Origin of the sequence: Microbacterium sp. AR7-10, from assembly GCF_001878835.1 — a bacterium.
Taxonomy (GTDB): Bacteria; Actinomycetota; Actinomycetes; order Actinomycetales; family Microbacteriaceae; genus Microbacterium; species Microbacterium commune.
This window is the reverse complement of sequence record NZ_MJIR01000039.1, coordinates 64922-85936: the sequence shown is the minus strand read 5'-3', so window position 1 is coordinate 85936 and position 21015 is coordinate 64922. Positions and strand designations below refer to the sequence as shown.

General features: G+C 69.5%; 21 protein-coding genes and 1 pseudogene. 13 read left to right on the top strand and 9 right to left on the bottom strand.

The annotated features are described in order from the left end of the window. Positions 1–110: 110 nt before the first annotated feature. Positions 111–1496: a glycine--tRNA ligase gene (locus BFN01_RS04580; RefSeq protein ID WP_071642058.1), complete on the bottom strand. Its 1386-nt coding sequence runs from the start codon at positions 1494–1496 to the stop codon at positions 111–113. 129 nt (positions 1497–1625) lie between these two features. On the opposite strand from BFN01_RS04580, the pseudogene BFN01_RS15740 reads away from it, so the two are divergent. Next, positions 1626–1733, top strand: a pseudogene (locus BFN01_RS15740) (glyoxalase); the annotation flags it as partial. Here the strand turns inward: BFN01_RS15740 and BFN01_RS04570 are convergent. After that, a complete protein-coding gene (locus BFN01_RS04570) occupies positions 1723–2412 on the bottom strand; it encodes a GNAT family N-acetyltransferase (RefSeq protein WP_071642056.1) in 690 nt (229 codons plus the stop codon). The pseudogene BFN01_RS15740 and the gene BFN01_RS04570 sit on opposite strands and share 11 nt — an antisense overlap. 106 nt (positions 2413–2518) lie before the next feature. On the opposite strand from BFN01_RS04570, the gene BFN01_RS04565 reads away from it, so the two are divergent. The 3 genes from BFN01_RS04565 to BFN01_RS04555 are packed head-to-tail and all read left to right on the top strand — an operon-like array spanning position 2519 to position 6315. Further along, the gene (locus tag BFN01_RS04565; RefSeq protein WP_071642054.1) at positions 2519–3307 is read left to right on the top strand and encodes a TspO/MBR family protein; all 789 of its coding nucleotides are present in this window, start codon (positions 2519–2521) and stop codon (positions 3305–3307) included. Between the two features lie 50 nt (positions 3308–3357). After that, on the top strand, positions 3358–4827 hold the full coding sequence (locus BFN01_RS04560) for a peptide MFS transporter (protein WP_071642052.1): 1470 nt from the start codon (positions 3358–3360) through the stop codon (positions 4825–4827). A 45-nt stretch (positions 4828–4872) separates the two neighbouring features. Beyond that, the gene (locus BFN01_RS04555; RefSeq protein WP_071642050.1) at positions 4873–6315 is read left to right on the top strand and encodes an MFS transporter; all 1443 of its coding nucleotides are present in this window, start codon (positions 4873–4875) and stop codon (positions 6313–6315) included. A 13-nt stretch (positions 6316–6328) separates the two neighbouring features. On the opposite strand, the gene BFN01_RS04550 is transcribed toward BFN01_RS04555, so the two are convergent. From BFN01_RS04550 to BFN01_RS04535, 4 genes are all read right to left on the bottom strand, one after another. Continuing rightward, entirely contained in the window at positions 6329–7186 is an 858-nt protein-coding gene (locus BFN01_RS04550) for a class A beta-lactamase-related serine hydrolase (protein WP_256221026.1), read from the bottom strand. A 180-nt stretch (positions 7187–7366) separates the two neighbouring features. After that, positions 7367–9331: a M13 family metallopeptidase gene (locus tag BFN01_RS04545; protein ID WP_071642048.1), complete on the bottom strand. Its 1965-nt coding sequence runs from the start codon at positions 9329–9331 to the stop codon at positions 7367–7369. Between the two features lie 91 nt (positions 9332–9422). Next, positions 9423–9983, bottom strand: coding sequence for an OmpA family protein (locus BFN01_RS04540; RefSeq protein ID WP_071642046.1), 561 nt, complete (start codon positions 9981–9983; stop codon positions 9423–9425). Beyond that, on the bottom strand, positions 9980–10585 hold the full coding sequence (locus BFN01_RS04535) for a hypothetical protein (protein ID WP_071642044.1): 606 nt from the start codon (positions 10583–10585) through the stop codon (positions 9980–9982). The genes BFN01_RS04540 and BFN01_RS04535 overlap by 4 nt, the downstream gene beginning before the upstream one ends. Positions 10586–10676: 91 nt before the next feature. On the opposite strand from BFN01_RS04535, the gene BFN01_RS04530 reads away from it, so the two are divergent. Further along, on the top strand, positions 10677–12011 hold the full coding sequence (locus BFN01_RS04530) for an MATE family efflux transporter (RefSeq protein WP_071642042.1): 1335 nt from the start codon (positions 10677–10679) through the stop codon (positions 12009–12011). A 122-nt stretch (positions 12012–12133) separates the two neighbouring features. On the opposite strand, the gene BFN01_RS04525 is transcribed toward BFN01_RS04530, so the two are convergent. Continuing rightward, complete coding sequence (locus tag BFN01_RS04525; RefSeq protein WP_071642099.1) at positions 12134–13849, bottom strand: acyl-CoA dehydrogenase; 1716 nt, start codon at positions 13847–13849, stop codon at positions 12134–12136. A gap of 90 nt (positions 13850–13939) precedes the next feature. Next, positions 13940–14560, bottom strand: coding sequence for a TrmH family RNA methyltransferase (locus tag BFN01_RS04520; RefSeq protein ID WP_071642040.1), 621 nt, complete (start codon positions 14558–14560; stop codon positions 13940–13942). Between the two features lie 136 nt (positions 14561–14696). Between BFN01_RS04520 and BFN01_RS04515 the strand changes: the two genes are divergently transcribed. The 4 genes from BFN01_RS04515 to BFN01_RS15395 are packed head-to-tail and all read left to right on the top strand — an operon-like array spanning position 14697 to position 17094. Further along, complete coding sequence (locus tag BFN01_RS04515; protein WP_256221025.1) at positions 14697–15932, top strand: Nramp family divalent metal transporter; 1236 nt, start codon at positions 14697–14699, stop codon at positions 15930–15932. Between the two features lie 48 nt (positions 15933–15980). Continuing rightward, entirely contained in the window at positions 15981–16307 is a 327-nt protein-coding gene (locus tag BFN01_RS04510) for a hypothetical protein (protein ID WP_071642036.1), read from the top strand. Between the two features lie 2 nt (positions 16308–16309). Next, entirely contained in the window at positions 16310–16915 is a 606-nt protein-coding gene (locus BFN01_RS04505; RefSeq protein ID WP_071642034.1) for a metal-dependent transcriptional regulator, read from the top strand. A 17-nt stretch (positions 16916–16932) separates the two neighbouring features. Continuing rightward, a complete protein-coding gene (locus BFN01_RS15395) occupies positions 16933–17094 on the top strand; it encodes a hypothetical protein (protein ID WP_177243801.1) in 162 nt (53 codons plus the stop codon). A gap of 159 nt (positions 17095–17253) precedes the next feature. On the opposite strand, the gene pyrE is transcribed toward BFN01_RS15395, so the two are convergent. Further along, entirely contained in the window at positions 17254–17814 is a 561-nt protein-coding gene (gene pyrE, locus BFN01_RS04500) for an orotate phosphoribosyltransferase (RefSeq protein ID WP_071642032.1), read from the bottom strand. A gap of 76 nt (positions 17815–17890) precedes the next feature. Between pyrE and BFN01_RS04495 the strand changes: the two genes are divergently transcribed. The 4 genes from BFN01_RS04495 to BFN01_RS04480 are packed head-to-tail and all read left to right on the top strand — an operon-like array spanning position 17891 to position 20985. Then, the gene (locus BFN01_RS04495) at positions 17891–18427 is read left to right on the top strand and encodes a YbhB/YbcL family Raf kinase inhibitor-like protein (protein ID WP_071642030.1); all 537 of its coding nucleotides are present in this window, start codon (positions 17891–17893) and stop codon (positions 18425–18427) included. A gap of 57 nt (positions 18428–18484) precedes the next feature. Beyond that, a complete protein-coding gene (locus BFN01_RS04490) occupies positions 18485–19330 on the top strand; it encodes an exodeoxyribonuclease III (RefSeq protein ID WP_071642028.1) in 846 nt (281 codons plus the stop codon). Next, the gene (locus BFN01_RS04485; protein WP_256221024.1) at positions 19327–20151 is read left to right on the top strand and encodes a Cof-type HAD-IIB family hydrolase; all 825 of its coding nucleotides are present in this window, start codon (positions 19327–19329) and stop codon (positions 20149–20151) included. Before BFN01_RS04490 ends, BFN01_RS04485 begins: the two co-directional genes overlap by 4 nt. A 45-nt stretch (positions 20152–20196) precedes the next feature. Beyond that, a complete protein-coding gene (locus BFN01_RS04480; RefSeq protein ID WP_071642026.1) occupies positions 20197–20985 on the top strand; it encodes an HAD-IIA family hydrolase in 789 nt (262 codons plus the stop codon). Positions 20986–21015: the final 30 nt, after the last annotated feature.

Sequence of the window (21015 nt, the reverse complement as noted above, 5' to 3'; positions counted from 1 at the left end):
ACTGGTTCGACCGTCACCCGTCGCAGGCCGAGGGCGAAGACTTCTGATCAGGCGCTGAGACGACGGAGCCCCGATTCACCTATGTGAATCGGGGCTCCGTCATGAAGTCATCAGGCGCCGCGCAGGCGCTCGGACAGGTACGCCTCGAGGTTCTCGAGCGGCACGCGCTCCTGGCCCATCGTGTCGCGGTCGCGCACCGTGACGGCGTTGTCGTCGAGCGAGTCGAAGTCGACGGTGACGCAGAACGGGGTGCCGACCTCGTCCTGACGGCGGTAGCGGCGGCCGATGGCGCCGGCATCGTCGAAGTCGACGGTCCAGCGGCCGCGCAGGGTGTCGGCCACCTCCCGCGCCAGCGGCGAGAGTCGCTCATTGCGCGAGAGGGGCAGCACGGCCACCTTGACGGGAGCCAGCCGCGGGTCGAGCCTGAGCACCGTGCGGGTGTCGGTGCCACCCTTGGCGTTCGGCACCTCCTCCTCTTCGTACGCGTCGACGAGGAAGGCCATCATGGCGCGGGTGAGGCCGAACGACGGCTCGATCACGTAGGGCGTGTAGCGCTCTCCGGATGCCTGGTCGAAGTACGTCAGCGACTGGCCCGACGCCTCGCTGTGCGAGGACAGGTCGTAGTCGGTGCGGTTCGCCACGCCCATCAGCTCGCCCCACTCCGAGCCCTGGAACCCGAAGCGGTACTCGAAGTCGATGGTGCCCGCCGAGTAGTGCGCGCGCTCATCCTCCGGAACGTCGAACTGACGCATGTTCTCGGGGTTCACCCCCAGGTCGACGAACCAGTTCCAGCACGCCTCGACCCAGTGGTCGAACCACTCCTTCGCCTCGGCGGGCGGCACGAAGTACTCGATCTCCATCTGCTCGAACTCGCGGGTGCGGAAGATGAAGTTCCCGGGGGTGATCTCGTTGCGGAACGCCTTGCCGACCTGGCCGATGCCGAACGGCGGCTTCTTGCGCGATGCGGTGAGCACGTTCGAGAAGTTCACGAAGATGCCCTGCGCCGTCTCGGGGCGCATGTAGTGCAGACCCGACTCGTCGTCGACGACGCCCAGGTAGGTCTTCACAAGACCGGAGAACGACTTCGGCTCGGTCCACCGGCCGCGGGTTCCGCAGTCGGGGCAGGCGATGTCGGCCATGCCGTTCTCGGGCTGACGGCCCTTCTTGGCGACGAACGCCTCGATCAGGTGGTCTTCGCGGTGGCGCTTGTGGCACTGCAGGCACTCGACGAGCGGGTCGGAGAAGGTCGCGACGTGACCCGATGCCTCCCACACGCGCTTGGGCAGGATGATCGACGAATCCAGGCCGACCATGTCGCCGCGCCCACGCACGAAGGTCTGCCACCACTGCCGACGGATGTTCTCCTTCAGCTCGGTGCCGAGGGGGCCGTAATCCCATGCCGAACGCGAGCCGCCGTAGATCTCACCCGCTTGGAAAACGAACCCGCGGTGGCGGGCGAGGGCGATGACCTTGTCAAGACGGGACTGTTCGGCCACGGTGGCTCCAATGGTCGGATGCTGCGGGTGAGGAGCCCGTGAACACGGGCATCCCAATCCTACCCGCGCCGCGTTACGGCCTCGAAAGGAGACGCGGGTGGATGCTGGAGGCGTCTCAGTCACCGGCGCGCATGGGGTGGGTACTCCGGCTACTTCGCCGACCCCGACGGGTTCCGCTGGGAGGTCGCGGTCAACCCCGGCGACACCGGGGCCTTCGTGCTGCCGCCTACTCGGTGAACAGGTAGCCTCGGTCGTTGTCGAAGCCGGCGATGCGCAGGCCGCGGCCGAGCAGCTGCTCCATCTCGCCACGCAGACGCAGCCGCCACTCGTGGGCGGCATCGGGGTCGCTGACGCGCATCGCCTCGACGTCGGAGGGGATCTCGAGTGTGGCGACGACGGCATCGGATGCCGGGGGCCTGGCGATGTCGGCGAGCGACCACTCCACGTCGAGCCGGTCGCTCTCGTCTCCCGCGTCGCCGCCGCCGAAGATGCCGTAGCGGTTCACCGAGTAACCGCTCACCCGCGCGCCGAGCACGGTGAGGAAGAAGTGCGCGTTGCGCGCGACCAGCGGGTCATACGTCCAGGTGATGCGGCCGACCTCACGCGAGAACGCCCACTGCCGCTGATGCTCCTTGAGCTCGCGACCCCAGCCGCGACCGCGGTACTCGGGCAGCAGCGCCGTGATGTGCGAGTGCATCGTGCGCCGCGCGGGCTCGCCGAAGAACGCGATCGAGGCGCCCACCATCCGGTCCTCGCCCTCACTGTCGTCGAAGAGCCCGACGACGTAGTTGCCCGAGTGCTGCAGCGCGCGCAGGGTGCCGGCGTCGATGACGCGGTTCTCGCCGCGGATCGAGTCCAGCAGCTCCTGGGCGTCGATGATCAGTTCAACGGTGTCGAGATCTCGAATCGTGCGCACCGTGCCAGCGTACCGGGGCGGTCAGCGGGCCGGGAAGGCTTCGCCGCCGCACTCGGACTTGTCAACCCTGGCGAGCTGCTCGCCTACGACGAGTATCGTCTTGGCCATGAACAGCACCGGACGCGACATCATGAGGCAGTCGACCATCATCGCCGCGGCGGTGTTCATGATCATCGGGGCCGCCGTCGGCGGCGGCGCGTTCGGCGGAGAATCCGTCACCGAACTGCAGAACGGCGCCCTGTCGGCCGAAGGGTCTTACCTCGCTCCGGCCGGCCCGGCGTTCGGGATCTGGACGCTCATCTACCTCGGCCTCGCCGCGTACACGGTCTGGCAGGCGCTGCCTGCTCAGCGTGACAGCTCGCGTCAGCGCGCGATCGGCTGGTGGGTCGCGGGATCGATGGTGCTCAACGGGCTGTGGCTGGTGACCGCCCGCTACCTGAACCTCGTCGCAACCGTGATCGTGATCGCGGCGCTGCTCGCCGTGCTCGCTCGCATCATCGTCCTGCTCGGCCGCGACCGGGCATCCGGCCTGGTCGATCTCACCCTCTTCGACGGCGTGATGGGGCTGCACTTCGGATGGGTGACCATCGCGACGGTCGCGAACACCGCCGCGTGGCTGACGCAGACCGTTCCGGCCGGCCTCGGCGAGCAGGCGGATGCCTGGGGTGTCGCCGTGCTCGTCGTCGTCGCCGTCATCGGCGCGGCCAGCGCACTCGTCACCCGCCGCCTCGCTCCCGCCCTCGCGACGTCGTGGGGCCTGGTCTGGGCGGCCATCGGCCGGCTGAGCGGCGAACCGGAGAGCACGCCGATCGGCATCACGGCTCTCATCGTCGCCGCGATCATCCTCGTCGCCGGGGTGATCGGGCTGCTGCGAGCGCGCCGCGCAGCGCGCTGACCGGCGCCCACGGGCGGATGACCGCGAGGGCGCGCGCGTAATCTGGACGGATGCCTTCCCCAGAATCCGCGACCGACAGCACGGCGTCACACAAGCAGTTCCTCGGTCAGCCGCGCGCGCTGGCCCACCTGTTCGGCGTCGAGATGTGGGAGCGGTTCAGCTTCTACGGCATGCAGGGCATCCTGCTGATCTATCTGTACTTCAGCGTGACGAAGGGCGGGCTGGGACTCGACGAGGCGGTCGCGGGCGGCATCGTGGGCGCGTACGGCGGGTCGGTGTACCTCTCGACCATCCTCGGCGCGTGGCTCGCCGACCGTCTGTTCGGCTCGGAGCGTGTGCTGTTCGGCAGCGCGATCGTCATCGTCGCGGGGCACCTCGCGCTGGCGCTGATCCCGGGTGTCGCCGGTGTGGCTGTCGGGCTGGTGCTCGTGGCGCTCGGCTCAGGCGGCCTCAAGGCCAACGCGACGGCGGTCGTCGGCACCCTGTACTCCGCAGACGACACGCGACGCGATGCCGGGTTCTCGCTCTTCTACCTCGGCATCAACCTCGGCTCGTTCTTCGGTCCGCTGCTCACGGGCCTGCTGCAGAAGTCCGTCGGCTTCCACTGGGGCTTCGGTCTCGCCGCGGTCGGGATGACGGCCGGCCTCATCCAGTACAGCTTCGGCCGCAAAGAGCTGCCGGCCGCCGCGCGCGAGGTTCCGAATCCGCTGCCTCGCAGCCGCTACCCGCTGTTCGGCGGCGTCGCGGTCGGCGCGGTCGTCGTGATCGTCGCGCTCGTGCTCACCGGCGTGATCCGCGTCGACAACCTGGCCGGCATCGTCATCCTGTGCGCGCTCGGGGCGACCATCGCCTACTTCACGGTGATCCTCTCGAGCCGGCACGTCGACTCGACGGAGCGCTCGCGGGTGTGGGCGTTCGTGCCGCTGTTCATCACGAGCGTCGCGTTCTGGTCGCTCTACCAGCAGCAGTTCACCGTGCTGACGGTGTACAGCGACAAGCGCCTCGACCGCTCGATCTTCGGGCTGGAGATGCCGGTGTCGTGGGTGCAGTCGATCAACCCGGTGTTCATCATCATCTTCTCGGGCCTCTTCGCCGCGCTGTGGACCCGCCTCGGCACCCGACAGCCGTCCACCCCGGTGAAGTTCGCCCTGGGCACCGCGCTGATGGGCGTGGCCTTCCTGCTGTTCCTGCCGTTCGCGAACGGCGGTGAGGGCTCCACTCCGCTGCTGGCGATCGTCGGCATCCTGTTCGTGTTCACCGTCGCCGAGCTGCTGCTCTCGCCGATCGGGCTGTCGGCGGCGACCAAGCTCGCACCGGCGCGGTTCCAGACGCAGATGGTGGCGCTGTTCTTCCTCTCGGTCTCGCTGGGCACGGCGATCTCGGGATGGCTCGTGCAGTTCTACGACCCGCAGAACGAGGCACCGTACTTCACCGTGCTCGGCCTGATCGCGATCGCGGTCGGCGCGGGGCTGTTCGTGTCGGTGAAGCCGGTGCTGAAGCTCATGAAGGGCGTCAGCTGACCGGCATCCGGTCCCGGTGTCTGTGCGAGCCGATAGCCTCTATCGGTGGACGATGCGGATGACAGAGCGAGAAAGCGGCTCTCCCGCACCCCTCCCCGCGGGGCGATCATCGCCGTGCTGGCCTTCGTCGGCCTGTGCTCGGCGTTCATGTTCACTCTCGTCGTGCCGCTGCAGGCCGAGCTGCCGAGGCTGCTGAACGCCTCACGCGAAGACACCAGCTGGGTGGTCACGATCACCCTGCTGGTCGCGGCCGTGGCGACGCCCATCTCGGGCCGCCTGGGCGACATGTACGGCAAACGCCGTGTCGTGATCGCGCTGCTGGTTCTGCTGGCGATCGGCTCGATCGTGGCCGCCTTGTCGACGTCGATCGTCGGTGTGATCATCGGCCGCGCGCTGCAGGGCGCGACGACCGGGGTGGTGCCGCTCGGCATCGCGATCATGCGCGATGTGCTGCCGCCCGAACGACTCGGCACCGCGGTCGCGCTGATGAGCGCGACTATGGGCGTCGGCGGGGCGGTGGGGATGCCGGTGGCGGCGTTCGTCGCCGAGAACGCCGACTGGCACGCCCTGTTCTGGCTCGCCGCCGGGCTCGGGGTGATCGGGCTGGTGCTGGTGATGCTCGTCGTGCCCGATGACGTGCTGCTCGCACCCGGACGCCTCGATGTCATCGGCGCTCTGGGGCTCGCCGCGGGGCTCACCGGGCTGCTGCTGTACGTCTCGCGCGGAGCGGAGTGGGGCTGGACATCTCCCTTCGCGCTGGTGTGCCTGATCGGCGGACTCGTGGTGCTGGCCGTCTGGGGCTGGTATCAGCTGAAGGCCAAGGAGCCGCTGCTCGATCTGCGCGTCGCCGCTCGCCCCGCCGTGCTCTTCACGAACATCGCCGCGATCGGCATGGGCTTCGCCCTGTTCTCGTCGAACGTGACGTTTCCGCAGATGCTCGAGCTGCCGCGCGAGACCGGATCCGGCCTGGGGCTGGACATGTTCACCGCGGCGATGATCGTCGCCATCTCGGGCGTCATGATGATGTTCATCTCGCCCCTGTCGGGATGGCTGGAGCGCACCGTCGGACCGCGCCCGCTGTTCACCGTCGGCACTGCCGCGATCGTGCTCGCCTACGCCTTCGTGCTGATCTGGTCGACCGAGATCTGGCATTTCGTCGTCGCCAATGTGCTGATCGGCATCGGCATCGGGTTCGCCTTCGCCGCCATGCCGATGATCATCATGCGCGCCGTCCCCGCGCACGAGACGGGCGCGTCGAACGGGCTCAACGCTCTGTTCCGATCGGTGGGCACCTCGACGGCGTCGGCCGTGATGGGTGCGGTGCTCGCCTCGATGAGCATCGAAGTCGGCGGCCGCGCGATCCCGACCCGGGAGGCCTTCGAGGTGTGCTTCTGGCTGTCGATCGTCGCCGGGGTGATCGGCTTCGCGCTGACGTTCCTCATCCCCAGGCATCCGGCGTCGGAAGCGCATCCCGCGCTGCCCGACTGATTCGCCCGAGGGATCAGTGGGTGAACTCCATGAGGTCGGTGCCGAGCACGCGGAACGCGTCGTGCGCGCGCAGCCGGTGGCTGATCGAAAGGTCGTCGAAGCACACCGTCAGGGCGTAGGCGACGCCCGTGCGCGGTCCGACGAGCACCCCCGCCTCGGCGCGCACCCCGCGATCGCGGCCGGTCTTGTTGATGAACAGCAGACCGTGCGCGTCATCGTCGTGCGCGAACGGGTCCAGTCCGGTCGCGGATGCCACGAGGCTGAGATCCTGGTTCAGACTGAGCCACTCGGCGACCTGGGCGCTGACGGCCGCGTCCACCGCGCGGGAGTCGACGAGCCCGGCGAACAGCGTCGCGAACTCGCGCGTCGTGCCGACCGCGACGTGCGGGGCGTCATCGGGCCCGCGCACGTCGCGGAACAGATCGAGCACGGCGCTGCGCGGCATCCCGAGGGACACCATCCGCGCCCGGACATGCTCGTGCCCGACGGCGTCGAGCAGTGCGTTGGCGGCGTTGGGGTCTCCGGCAGCCGCGGCAAGCACAGCCAGGTCGACCAGCGGAAGAGCGGGCGCGCGAAGGTGCCGCCACAGCCCCGAGCCGGCGACGTGATCGTCGGGACGGTCGATGATCCGCAGCGGGTCGAGCGCGCGAGACGCGAAGCCCGCGGCGGTCTCGACCAGAACCGGAACGACACCGAGCCCCGCGATCGGCAGCGGGACGTGGTCGTCTCCGCTCAGCACGACGCGCCCCGAGTCGAGCTCGACGACGTGCACCGACACCTGCGCTCCGCTCTGCGCCAGCTCCTCGAGACGGCGCAGGCTCGACGCGAAGGAGCGACGTCCGGCGGCCGCGCGACGGGGAACGCGCCCCACGCCACGTCGCGTTCGCCGGCGGGCTGAGGGCACACCGGAGGACGGTTCGGGGGCGGGCGACGAGACCACGCGCGATGTCCTATCCGAGAGAAGGCGATTCCGGCCGGCGCTCAGCACGACGTCCTGTCGGCCGCGCCCCGGCCATCTTAACCCGCGCCCTCCGGCCGGGTTACCCCGGTCTCACCAGATGGTGACCCGCTGCTCCGCAGGCAGGTGCAGCCGGTCGCCCTCCGTCACATCGAACGCGTCGTAGAACGCGTCGATGTTGCTGAGGATCTGGTTGCAGCGGAACTCGTTGGGCGAGTGCGGGTCGATCGTCAGCAGACGGATCGTCTCGGCATCGCGGCTCTTCTGCTGCCACACCTGCGCCCACGACAGCAGCAGGCGCTGCACGCCCGTGTAGCCGTCGATCACCGGTGCCTCCTCGCCGGCGAGCGAAAGCTCGTAGGCCTTCAGCGCGATGCCGAGACCGCCGAGGTCGCCGATGTTCTCACCGATGGTCAGGGCCCCGTTGACGTGGTTCTCCTCGCTCAGGCCCACGGGCACGAGCGCGTCGTACTGGGCGATCAGGGCCTTGGTGCGCTCTTCGAACGCGGCGCGATCGGCATCCGTCCACCAGTCCTGCAGTCGGCCGTCGCCGTCGTAGCGGCTGCCCTGATCGTCGAAGCCGTGACCGATCTCGTGCCCGATGACCGCGCCGATCCCACCGTAGTTCGCGGCCGCGTCGCGCTTCGGGTCGAAGAACGGGTACTGCAGGATCGCGGCGGGGAAGACGATCTCGTTCATCAGCGGGTTGTAGTACGCGTTGACCATCTGCGGCGGCATGAACCACTCGTCGCGGTCGATGGGCTTGCCGACCTTCGCGACCTGTCGGTCGTGCTCGAAGACCGTCGCGCGGCGGGCGTTGCCGACGAGGTCGGTCGGATCGATGTCGACGCCGTCGTAGTCGCGCCACACGTCGGGGTGGCCGATCTTCGGGCGGAAGGTGTCGAGCTTGGCGAGTGCCTTCTCCCGCGTCTCGGGGCTCATCCAGTCCAGCTTCTGGATGCTCTGCCGGTACGCCTCGATGAGGTTTGCTACCAGCTCGTCCATGGCGGCCTTGGACTCGGCCGGGAAGTGCCGCTCGACGTAGATCCGCCCGACGGCGTCGCCCAGCGACCCCTCGACGAGCGAGACGCCGCGCTTCCAGCGCTCGCGGATCGACGGGGTGCCGGTGAGCTCGGTGCCGTAGAACGAGAAGTTCTCGTCGATGAAGTCGTCGGTGAGGTACGAGGACATGCCGTGCACGACCTTGGCTCGCAGCCACGCCTTCCAGTCGTCGAGACGCTCGGGGATGAGCAGGGTGCCGAGACCCTCGAAGAAGCTCGGCTGATAGACGACGAGTTCGTCGAATGCGCTCGGGTTAGCGGTCGCCACGGCATCCCGCCAGGGTGCGAGGTCGACGCCGACGAGCGTCTGGAACTCGTCCCACGTCTTGAGGTTGTACGTCTTCACCGCGTCGCGGGATGCGACGTTGTCCCAGTGGTGTCCGGCGATCTCATGCTCGAGGCCGAAGGCGCGGTCCGCCTGGCCTGCCGGGTCTTCGATCGTGGCGAGGGCGAGGAGGCGCTCGAGGTGCGCACGGTATGCGGCACGCATCGCCTCGAAGCTGTCGAGGCGGTAGTAGCTCTCGTCGGGCAGCGAGAGACCGGCCTGCACGGCGAAGGGCACGTAGCGCTCGGGGTTGCCCGGATCGGGCTCGATGAATACGCCGATCAGCGCGGCGACGCCGTTGCGGTCGAGCTCGCCGATCGTCTGCAGGAACGACGGGATGCTGTCGATCGCGTCGACCTTCGCCAGCTCTGCCCGCAGGGGCGCGAGGCCGACCTCGGCGATGCGGTCGGTGTCCATGAAGCTGCGGAACAGGTCGCCGACCTTGCGCTCGAGGGTGCCCTCGGCGGCATCCTGCGACTCGACGATGATCTCGCGGACGTCTTTCTCGGCCTGTTCGGCGAGCATGTGGAACGAGCCCCAGCGCGCCTTGTCGGCGGGGATCTCGGCGGCCTCGAGCCACGCTCCGTTGACGTGGCGGTAGAGGTCGTCCTGCGGACGGATGTCGGAGCTGAACTCGCTGATGGCAAGGCCGGAGGGCAGAACGTCAGTCATGCGACCCAGCCTAATCCGGCCCCGACAGAGCCGGCGGTCGGGGCTGGGATGCGAGACGGCGGTTCACGCTGCTGCGGTCGCCGCCGAGGCATCAACCTCGGGGTGAATCGAAGCCGACCTCGACGCGGCGGTTCGGCGCCTGGTCACCCTCGCCTTCCTTGACGAGCAGCTCCCGCTCGCCATGCCCCGTGACGGTGAGTCCGAGACCCGGTCGCGTCTCTGCCAGCACCGCGGCGACGGCGTCGGCCCGCCGACGCGACAGGTCGTCGTTGTAGGAGCCGTCGCCGATCGAATCGGTGTGTCCGTCGACCGTGACGGCCGCCCCATCGGGGATACCGGCCGCGAGGTCGGCGACCGCACCGCGCGCGGCTTCGGTGAGATCAGCGGAATCGAACGCGAACAGCAGGTCAGAGGTCAGGCGCACGGTGCGGTGCTCGCGCTCCTCGATCGTCTGCTCGAGCTCGATCCTGCTTCCGCTCGCGTCGAGATCGACCGTCGCGGCGCGAGCATCGAGATCGATCGTCGATGCCTCGATCATGGTCTGCGTGATCTCCGCGTCGATGTAGGTGTCTTCATCCGTGTCGGCGTGAGCCGACGTCGCGACGAGCGCTCCAAGGACCCCTGCCAGCGCGATGGCGATGATCCGCGTCATCGCGCGTCGTCGACGTAGGTGACGGGGATCGCCGAGAAGCCGGGCAGGCCATCGCCGAGGATGACGTCGACCGTCTCGGGCCGGCCCTCGGGCGCAGGCAGCAGCACGCCGACCTCCATCGTGGCGTCCGGCGCGAGGTCGGTGTTCGCGTGATGCGGCACCGAGCCGAGCACGGTGTACGTGCACATCTGCTTGTCATCCCCGGTCCAGCTCCCCTCCGCGCAGAACGGCCGATAGGCCTTGAGGTTCGCCAGGTCCGTCACCGTGGGCGCGTGGCCGATGCCGAGACTGAAGAAGCTCTCGGGCTCGTCACCACCGTCGCGCGTGAGCGCGTACCTCAGGTGCATCACCTTCTCATCGGCGGTGATCGAGCGGACCACCGAGGTGATCACACCCTTCTCACCGAGGTCGGTGGTGCCCTCCGCCAACACGGCGTCTGATCCCGACGCAGCGCCCGCGGCGTCGGATGAGGAATCCTGAGCGCCGGTGCTGGCGGCGGGCTGCTTGCCTATCGCATCCGTCGGCTCGGCGCTGCATCCCGTCAGGAGCAGGATCGCTGCGGCCACGGGCACGAGTGTGCGGAATGCAGATGCAGACGTCATGTGGTGTCCTTCCTCAAAGTCACCAGCCTAGACGTCGGAGACCACGCGGCACCGAGACAACCCTGTCGGCACCACCCCATAGGCTCGTGAGGTGGCATCCACCGCATCCCCGTCCCCCGCGCTCAACCGCGAGATCCTGCGGCTCGCCGTGCCTGCGCTCGGCGCCCTCGTCGCCGAGCCCGCCTTCCTCATCCTCGACTCGGTGATGGTCGGCCACCTCGGCACCTCACCACTCGCGGGCCTCGGCATCGCCAGCGCGGTGCTGCAGACGATCGTCGGGCTGATGATCTTCCTCGCGTACTCCACCACGCCCGCCGTCGCACGCCGGTACGGAGCCGGCCGCCCCGGCGATGCCGTCTCGGTCGGCATCGACGGCATGTGGCTCGCCCTGGGGCTGGGCGCTGTGCTCGCCGCTGTCGGGGCACTGGCGAGCCCGGCGTTGATCGCCGCATTCGGGGCATCCGACGCGGTCTCCACCGAGGCGCAGACGTACCTCACCATCTCTATGTGGGGCCTGCCGGCGATGCTCATCGTCTTCGCCGCCACCGGGCTGCTGCGGGGGATGCAGGACACCATGACCCCGCTGTGGATCGCCGGCCTCGGCTTCGGCGCCAACGCCCTGCTGAACTGGATCTTCATCTACGGATTCGGCTGGGGCATCGCCGGCTCCGCCTTCGGCACCGTCACCGCGCAGTGGGGCATGGTCGCCGCCTACGTCGTCGTCATCCGCCGCCTCGCCCTCCGTCACGGCGCATCGATGAAGGCGCAGCGCAGCGGCATCCGGGGGACCGCCCGCTCGGGCGGATGGCTGTTCCTGCGCACCGTTAGTCTGCGCGTCGCGCTGCTCGCCACCGTGGCCGTCGCGACGGGCATCGGCACGCGCGAGCTCGCCGGCTGGCAGATCGCCTTCACGATCTTCTCGACAGCGGCCTTCGCCCTCGACGCCCTGGCGATCGCCGCGCAGGCGATGATCGGCAAGAGCCTCGGATCGTGTGATCTCGCCCAGGTGCACCGCATTCTGCGCCGCACCGTCGCGTGGGGTGCCTGGTTCGGGGTGATCGTCGGCGCCGCCATCGCCGCCCTGTCGGGCGTGATCGGCGTCGTCTTCACAGGGGATGCCGCCATCGGCGCGCTCGTGCAGCCCGCCTTCCTCGTGCTCGCGGTCGCGCAGCCCGTCGCGGGCATCGTCTTCGTGCTCGACGGCGTGCTGATGGGCGCCAACGACGCGCGCTACCTCGCGATCGCGGGGCTGCTGAACCTCGTGCCGTTCCTGCCCGTGCTGTGGATCATCGCCGCCACCCGTGTCGACGGCACGGCCGGTCTGGTGTGGCTCGCCGTCGCCTTCTTCGGCGTCTATCTGCTCGCGCGCCTCGGCACGCTCGGCTGGCGGGTGCGCACCGACGCGTGGACGAAGGTCGCCGCCTGACCGAGCCTTCTCTCCCCGACACCCCCATGTGACGCCGAGACCCCTGGCTGCGGACGTTCGCAACCAGGGGTCTCGGCAGTGATCGGGGGCGTCAGCCAGAGGCGACCGAACCTGCCGCAGAGTCAGGCGACCTCACCCGCCGCGACCGTCTCGGCGAGCATGTGCACGCGCGGCAGGTGATGCGCACCGTAGAAGTCGGCCGACACCAGGCGTGCGGCGTCTGCGGCGTCCGGAGTCGCGTGCGCCAGCACAGCAGCGACCGCCAGGCCGTGCATCCAGCCGCCGGCGAGGGTTCCGAGCAGCATGAGGTACGGCACGCTGACGCCGTACGCGTCGCGCGTCATGCCGAAGCCGAGCAGCGACGCCGTGGCGCGGCGAGCCGCATCGACCGCCCGCTCGAGGCGATCGGCGGTGCGCCGCGCGACCTCGTGATCGAACCCCCGAAGCGCCTCGACCGTCTCGCCGATGAGCGCGAACAGCGTTTCGGCGGTCGCGCCGCCGTCGCGGATCACCTTGCGGCCGATGAGGTCGTTCGACTGGATCGCCGTGGTGCCCTCGTAGATCGGCATGATCCGGGCATCCCGGTAGTGCTGCGCGACGCCGGTCTCCTCGATGAAGCCCATGCCGCCGTGCACCTGGATCGCGTCGCTCGTCAGCGCGACGGCATCCTCCGTCGCCCACCCTTTGAGGATCGGCACGAAGAACTCGGCGAGCGCACCGGTGTCGTCCGTCGCCGCCCGATCGAACAGGTCGCCGACGTAGACGCCCAGCGCGCGCATGGCGAACAGACGACTCTGCATCGACAGCAGCAGGCGACGCACGTCGGGATGCTCGGCGATCGGCGCACCCGCCGGACGGTCGAGCACCGCGCCCTGACGACGGTCGTCCGCATAGGCGACGGCCTGCTGATAGGCGCGGTCGGAGATGCCGGTCGCCTGGAATCCCATGCCCGCGCGAGCGGAGTTCATCATCACGAACATGCCCGCGAGGCCCCCGCCGACCTCACCGACGAGGTATCCGGTCGCGTCTTCGTAAGCGAGCACGCAGGTCGGGCTGCCGTGGATGCCGAGCTTGTGCTCGAGCGCGACCGTGGTGACGGCGTTGCGCTCGCCCGGCGCACCCGACGTGTCGGGCAGGAACTTCGGCACGACGAACAGCGACAGTCCCTTGGCGCCGGCCGGGGCATCGGGCGTGCGCGCGAGCACGAGGTGCACGATGTTCTCGGCCACGTCGTGGTCGCCCCAGGTGATGAAGATCTTCTGCCCGCTGACACCCCACGACCCGTCGGGCCGAGGCGTCGCGATCGTGCGGATCGCGCCCAGGTCGGTGCCGGCGTCGGGCTCGGTCAGGTTCATCGTGCCGGTCCACTCGCCCGAGACGAGCCTGGTCAGGTACGTCTCGCGGATCTCGTCCGATGCCACCGCGTCGAGCGCGTGGATCTGCCCCGCGGTCAGCAGCCAGCACAGTGCGAACGCGGCGTTGGAGGCGTTCCAGATCTCGCCGAGACCGGCGCGGATCGAACCGGGAAGTCCGTCGCCGCCCGCGGATTCAGGCGCCTCGGCGCTGACCCAGCCGGCCTCGACGAACGCCTGATACGCCTCGGCGAACCCGGCGGGAAGTCGCACCTGTCCGTCTTCGAGGCGGGCGCCCTCGCGATCGCCGATCGTCTCGAGCGGCGCCAGGACGGATGCCGCGAACTCGCCGGCACCCGCGACGATCTCGGTCGCGTCCTCGGCGGTGAACGCGCCGCCGGTCGACCGCGCGGGCAGGTCGACGCCGAACGCCTCGCCGAAGAGGAACCGGTAGTCGTCGACCGGGGGGACGTAGTCGGATGCCATGGTGCACTCCATTCGCGTGAGACTCAGGCCCATCCTACGCGGGACTGCGTACCAAGAGAAGCACCGGACGGTCTCCGTCCGGGCATCCGCTCAGGCGTATCGGCGACACCACTCGTACATGACGACCGCCGCCGCCGCACTCGCGTTGATCGAGCGGGTCGAGCCGTACTGGGTGATCTCGATATGGCCGGATGCCGCGGCCAGCGCCTCATCCGACAACCCCGGCCCCTCCTGCCCGAACAGCAGCACGCAGCGCTCGGGCAGAGCGGCACGGTCGACCGGCACCGCCTCGCCCACGTTGTCGACCGCGATGATCGGGATGCCCTCGCCCGCCGCCCACGCCGTGAACGCCCCGACATCGGGGTGGTGCACCACGTGCTGATACCGATCGGTCACCATCGCGCCGCGCTTGTTCCAGCGGCGGCGACCGATGATGTGCACGGTGTCGGCGAGGAACGCATTGGCGCTGCGCACGATCGAGCCGATGTTCATGTCGTGCTGCCAGTTCTCGATCGCCACGTGGAACGGGTGTCGGTGCGTGTCGAGGTCGGCGACGATGGCATCCATCCGCCAGTACCGGTACCGGTCGATGACGTTGCGGGTGTCGCCGTGCGCGAGCAGCTCGGGGTCGTAGTGCTCGTCGGTCGGCCACTCGCCCGACCACGGGCCGACGCCGTATCCCGGCTGCGTCTCTGACCCGGTCTCGTCCATCGTCCCCAGCCTAACCGCGGCCCCCACCCCCGCGTTCGAATCGCCCACCTTGCCGGTCTGGGGCCGCGGCCGTCGCCAACTGAGCGATTCGAAAGCCGGAGGGGAAGTGCTATTTTTAGGCGTGCCTAAAAATCTGGTGGAGAGTACAAGAGCGCGGGGGTCATGGTGGCGCAGCGCCTGGCTGCTCGGCCCCGCCCTCGTCGCCGGTGTCGCCTACCTCGACCCCGGCAACGTAGCGAGCAACATGACCGCCGGCGCCCGCTACGGGTACCTGCTCGTCTGGGTCGTCGTCGTCGGCAACGTGATGGCCTGGCTGATCCAGTACCTGTCGGCGAAGCTCGGCATCGTCACCGGGCAGAGCCTGCCCGAGGTGCTCGGCACCCGCATCCGCAATCGGTGGGCGCGCCGTGCGTACTGGCTGCAGGCCGAACTCGTCGCCATGGCCACCGACATCGCCGAGGTGCTCGGCGGCGCCGTGGCCCTGCATCTGCTCTTCGGCATTCCGCTGCTGCTCGGCGGAGCCATCACCGGGGCCGTCTCAATCGTGCTGCTGACCATCCAGACCCGGCGCGGGCCACGGCACTTCGAGTTCGTCATCATCGGCCTGATGGCGGTCATCGTGATCGGGTTCGTCGCGGGACTCTTCGTCGCACCGCCCGACCCCGCGGGCGTGCTCGGCGGCATGCTGCCGCGCTTCGCCGACAGCGGCTCGGTGCTTCTCGCCGCCTCGATCCTCGGCGCCACCGTCATGCCGCACGCCATCTACGCGCACAGTGCTCTCACGCGCGATCGGTTCGCCGCCGAGGTCGGCCGCCCGGGCATCCGGATGCTGCTCGCCGTCACCCGCTGGGATGTCACGATCGCGATGGTCATCGCGGGCTCCGTCAATCTCGCGATCCTGCTGCTGGCCGCAGCCAATCTCGCCGACGTCGACGGCACCGACTCGCTCGAGGGCGCGCATGCCGCGATCAGCGCGAGCCTCGGCCCGGTGATCGGCACCCTGTTCGCGGTCGGGCTGCTGGCGTCCGGTCTCGCGTCGACCTCCGTCGGCGCTTACGCGGGAGCGGAGATCATGCACGGACTGCTGACCGTGCGCATCCCGATGCTCGCCCGGCGCCTGGTCACCCTGATTCCTGCGCTCGTGCTGCTCGGCGTCGGATTCGACCCGACTCTCGCGCTCGTGCTCAGTCAGGTGGTGCTGTCATTCGGCATCCCGTTCGCGCTCGTGCCGCTCGTCGCGCTGACCGCCCAGCGCCGCACCCTCGGCGAGCACGCCAACCGCACCATCACCACCGTGCTCGGCGTCGTGTTCGCGGTGCTGCTGATCGCCCTGAACGCCGTGCTGCTCTGGCTGGTCGCGACCGGCGCGTGACCCCGGCACGCGAGGGAGGCGCGGACTGCCCCGGGTAGGCTCGAGATCATGCCCTCCTCCCCCGCCAAGAAGCACCGCGACGACTCCGAGGCGCGTCGGGCGATGCAGCTGAGCACGTGGTTCGCGCTCGCCTCGGGAGCCCTGGGCGTGCTGCTCATCGCGCTGCCGGATCTGCTTCCGGCCGGCGGACCGTGGGTGCAGCTCGCGCTCGGCGCGCTGACCCTCTTCCTCGCGTTCCGGGCTCGCGCCATCGGCACCCGGGGCGTGACCGACTACGACGGGCGCCTGTCGCTGCTCGCCGCGATCGCCGGGTTCGCGATCCTGTTCTTCGCGGGCAACGCGGCGTTCAACGTGCTGGTCTCACTCGGCGGCTGAGCATGGCATCCCCCGCCTTCGACGACTACCTCAAGACGGTCTACGCGCACACCGAGTGGCAGGACGCGCCGATCACCCCGTCGCAGCTCGCCGGTGCGCTCGGCATCGCCCCGTCGAGCGTCACCGAGATGGTGAAGAAGCTCGCTGCCGCAGGTCTCGTCTCGCACGTGCCGTACGGTGCGGTGAAGCTGACGGATGCCGGGCGGGAGCGCGCCCTGCAGATGCTGCGCCGCCACCGCCTGATCGAGACCTGGCTGGTGCGCGAGTTCGACTACGCCTGGCACGAGGTGCACGACGAGGCCGAGGTGCTCGAGCACACGATCAGCGATCGGCTGCTGGATGCCATCGACGAGCGCCTCGGACGCCCGCGCTTCGATCCGCACGGTGACGCGATCCCCGACGCGAACGGCGACGTCGTACGCGAGCCGTTCGTGCTGCTCGGCGACGCGCCCGCTGGGCACACCGGCCGCGTGCTGCGGGTGAGCGATCGCGACCCCGACCTGCTGCAGCGACTGGAGGACGCGGGTGTGAGCGTCGGCGTCGAGATCACCGCTCCGGCCGACCTGCCCGACGGAGCAGCCCACGCGATCTGGCTGAGCCTAGGCTGAGCGAGGAGGAACCGACCGTGAATCAGAGCGACATGCTGTTCCTGGTGCTGATCAGCATCGGCCTCGCGTCGTTGACGCTCATCACCATCCAGCTGCTCAAGCCGCGCAAGCGCGACAACCGGGGCGAGTGGTACGAGGGACCCTGGGACGACGACGACCGGCCCCGCGGTAAGCGCTGACGAGACACCGGAACCACGTACGAATCGGGGGCCGACACTCCAGATGTCGGACGGATCGCGCGAATCGGTCCGACATCTGGAGTGTCGGCCCCCGGAGTGTCACCGGGGTGTCAGCGGGGTGTCAGCGGGGTGTCAGCGGGGTGCCGGCGGGCACAGCGGCTACTGCGGGTCGAGGCCCAGGTCGTCGAGGTCGTACGCGGCGAGCCACTGCAGGCCCTCGGCTTCGATCGCGGCCTGCGCACCGGTCTTGCGATCGACGATCACGGCGACCGCGAGCACCTCGGCGCCCTCGCGGCGCAGCACCTCGACGGCCTTCAGGGCCGACTGGCCGGTGGTCGAGGTGTCCTCGAGCACGATCACCCGCTTGCCCGCGATGTCGGCGCCCTCGACCTGGCGGCCTCGGCCGTGGTCCTTCGGCTCCTTGCGCACGACGAATGCGTCGAGCGGGCGTTCCGTCGCCACCGACGCGTGCATCACCGAGTTCGCGATCGGATCGGCGCCGAGCGTGAGCCCGCCGACGGCGGCGATGTCGAAGTCCTTGATGAGGTCGAGCATGATGCGCCCGATCGCGGGAGCCGCGCGATGGTCGAGCGTCAGCTTGCGCATGTCGACGTAGTACGTCGCCTTCTTGCCGCTGGAGAGAGTGAAGTCGCCGTGGAACACGGCCTCGTCCTTGATGAGATCGAGCAGGGCCTGGCGGTCTTCGGCGAGGTGGGTCACGGCATCCAGTGTATTCACCGCTCGCCGCCTGGCCGGATGCCCACTCCTCCCCTACCGTGGGTCGAGGAGGTCACACATGTTCTCATTCGATCCCTATGCCGAACTCGCCGAGCTGCGTCCGGTCGCCCCGCTCGCGCTGACCAGCCCCGACTTCACGGCGGGCGGGCCGCTGCCCGGCTTCGCCTGGTCATCCGATCGGGCGGGTGAGGACCGGCATCCGACGCTCGAATGGTCGGACCCGCCGGCCGGCACGCTCAGCTTCGCCATCTCGTGCTTCGACCCCGACGCCCCCACCGGATCCGGCTTCTGGCACTGGGCCGCCTACGACATCGCCCCCGACGTGCGCCGCCTCGACAGCAGCGACGGCACCACGGCAGACCTCCCCGACGGTGCGATCGTGCTGCCGAACGAAGCCCGCAAGGAGCGCTTCATCGGCGCGGCTCCTCCGGCCGGTACAGGCATCCACCGCTACTTCTTCGTCGTCGACGCGCTCGACGTCGACCACCTCGACCTCGAGCCCGGATCCACGCCCGGGGTACTCGGCTTCAACCGGCACTTCCACACCCTCGCCCGCGGCGTGCTGATCGGCACGGGAGACCCCGCCGAGCGGTAGCCGCAGAGCGGCAGCCGTCGGACGGCGCCTGTCCGTCGCCCCGAATAGGCTGGATGCATGCGCCTGGCCACCTGGAACATCAACTCGATCCGCACGCGCGTCTCGCGCGCCGTCGACTTCGCCGTGCGGGAGGACATCGACGTGCTCGCCTTCCAGGAGACCAAGTGCAAGCCCGAGCAGTTCCCCTACGAGCCGTTCGAAGAGGCCGGTTATCAGGTGGAGGTGCACGGGCTGAACCAGTGGAACGGCGTCGCGATCGCGAGCCGTCTGCCGATGACCGACGTGCGCACCTCGTTCGCCGGCCAGCCCGGGTTCGCGAAGGGTCACGAGGGCCCGGATGCCCCGCTCGAGGCGCGCGCCCTGGGCGTGATGGTCGACGGCGTGCGGGTGTGGAGCCTCTACGTGCCCAACGGCCGCTCGCTGAACGACGAGCACTACCACTACAAGCTGCACTGGCTCGAGGCGCTGCGCACCGCGACCGCCGCCGAGCTCGCCGCCGACCCGAACCTGCCGCTCGCGCTGGTCGGTGACTTCAACATCATCCCGTTCGACCACGACAACGGCGACCCCGCGATCGTGCAGGGCTTCTCGACGCACGTGTCACCCCCCGAGCGTGAGGCGTTCTTCGCCCTCGAGTCGGCAGGGGTGACCGACGTCGTCCGTCCGCTGATCCCGGAGGGGTACACCTACTGGGACTACCAGCGCCTCAAGTTCCCCCGCAACGAGGGCATCCGGATCGACTTCGTGCTGGGCTCTAAGCCCTTCGCCGACGCCGTCACCGGGGCGTCGATCCACCGCGACGAGCGCAAGGGCGAGCAGCCGAGCGACCACGTTCCCGTCGTCGTCGACCTCGATTTCGGCGGTGGTGACGACGACGGCGACCTGCCGATGATCTTCTCGTGAGTGCGCTCTCGGGCATCCGGCTGATCGCGACCGACCTCGACGGCACCCTGCTCGACGAGTCGGGTGGGTTGTCGCCGCGTACCAGGGCGGCTCTCGACGCCGCTCGGGATGCCGGGATCGAGACGATCCCGGTCACCGCCCGCCAGCCCATCGGGCTGCGGCCGATCGCCGAGCAGGCCGGTCTCGACTCCTGGGCGCTGTGCGGCAACGGCGCCTACGGCCTGCACCTGACGACCGGAGAGCACCTGTTCGCGGCGGAGATCCCCGCCGATGTGCAGGGCGAGCTGGCGCGGGCGCTGCTGAAGAGCATCCCCGATCTGGTCTTCGCGAGCGTGCGCGACGCCGGCGAGGGATTCGTCGCCCAGCACGGCTACGCCGCGCTCGCGCAGCTGAGCGACCACAAGCGCGACCCCGAGACGATGGGCGGCGTCGCACTCGACGAGGTGCTCGGCTCGCCCAGTCTCAAGCTCGTGATCCGGCATGCGTCGGTGCCGATCGACGAGATCTACGCGACGCTGAACTCTCTCGGTCTGCAGGGCTTCGCGTCGACACTGTCGGGCGCGCCGTTCGTCGAGGTGATGGCGCAGGGCGTGACCAAGGCGACCGGACTCGCGCAGGTGTGTCGGCGCCTCGACGTCGAGGCGCACGAGGTGCTGGCCTTCGGCGACGCCCTCAACGACCTCGAGATGCTGCAGTGGGCCGGGCACGGCGTCGCGATGGGCAACGCGATCGACGTCGTGCGGGATGCCGCCGACGAGGTCGCCGGCTCGAATGCCGACGACGGCGTCGCCGCCGTGATCGAGCGGATGCTGGGCGTCTGACCGCCTCAGGAATTCCTGCGGAGGCACAGCCGATAGCCTGATGCCATGGCTGACCGCTCTGAGATCGAATGCTGGCTGACCGACATGGACGGCGTTCTCGTGCACGAGAACGACGCGATCCCCGGCGCATCCGAGCTGCTCGCCGGGTGGGAGCGCGACGGCGTCCCCTACCTCGTGCTCACCAACAACTCCATCTTCACCGCGCGCGACCTCTCGGCCCGGCTGCGCGCCAGCGGCCTGCACGTGCCCGAGGAGCGGATCTGGACCTCCGCGCTCGCGACCGCCGACTTCCTCGCCCAGCAGCTGCCTGGCGGCTCGGCCTTCGTCATCGGCGAGGCGGGCCTGCTCACCGCGCTGCACGAGGCGGGCTTCATCATGACCGAGACCCGGCCCGACTTCGTCGTCGTCGGCGAGACCCGCAACTACTCGTTCGAGGCGATCACCAAGGCGATCCGGCTCATCGGCGCCGGAGCGCGGTTCATCGTCACCAACCCCGACGCCACCGGACCCAGTGCCGAGGGCCCGCTGCCCGCCACCGGCGCGATCGCCGCGCTGATCACGAAGGCCACCGGTCGCGAGCCGTACGTGGTGGGCAAGCCGAACCCGATGATGTTCCGCTCAGCGCTGAACAAGATCGGGGCGCACTCCGAGAAGACCGGGATGATCGGCGACCGCATGGACACCGACATCGTCGCCGGTATCGAGGCCGGTCTGCACACGGTGCTGGTCATGACCGGCATCAGCGACCGGGCGGAGATCGAGCGGTACCCGTTCCGCCCCGACGAGATCGTGCAGTCGGTCGCCGACCTGCTTCCCGCCGATCAGAGCGACTGACGGGTTCCGCCTCCGCCTGCGCCATCCGTC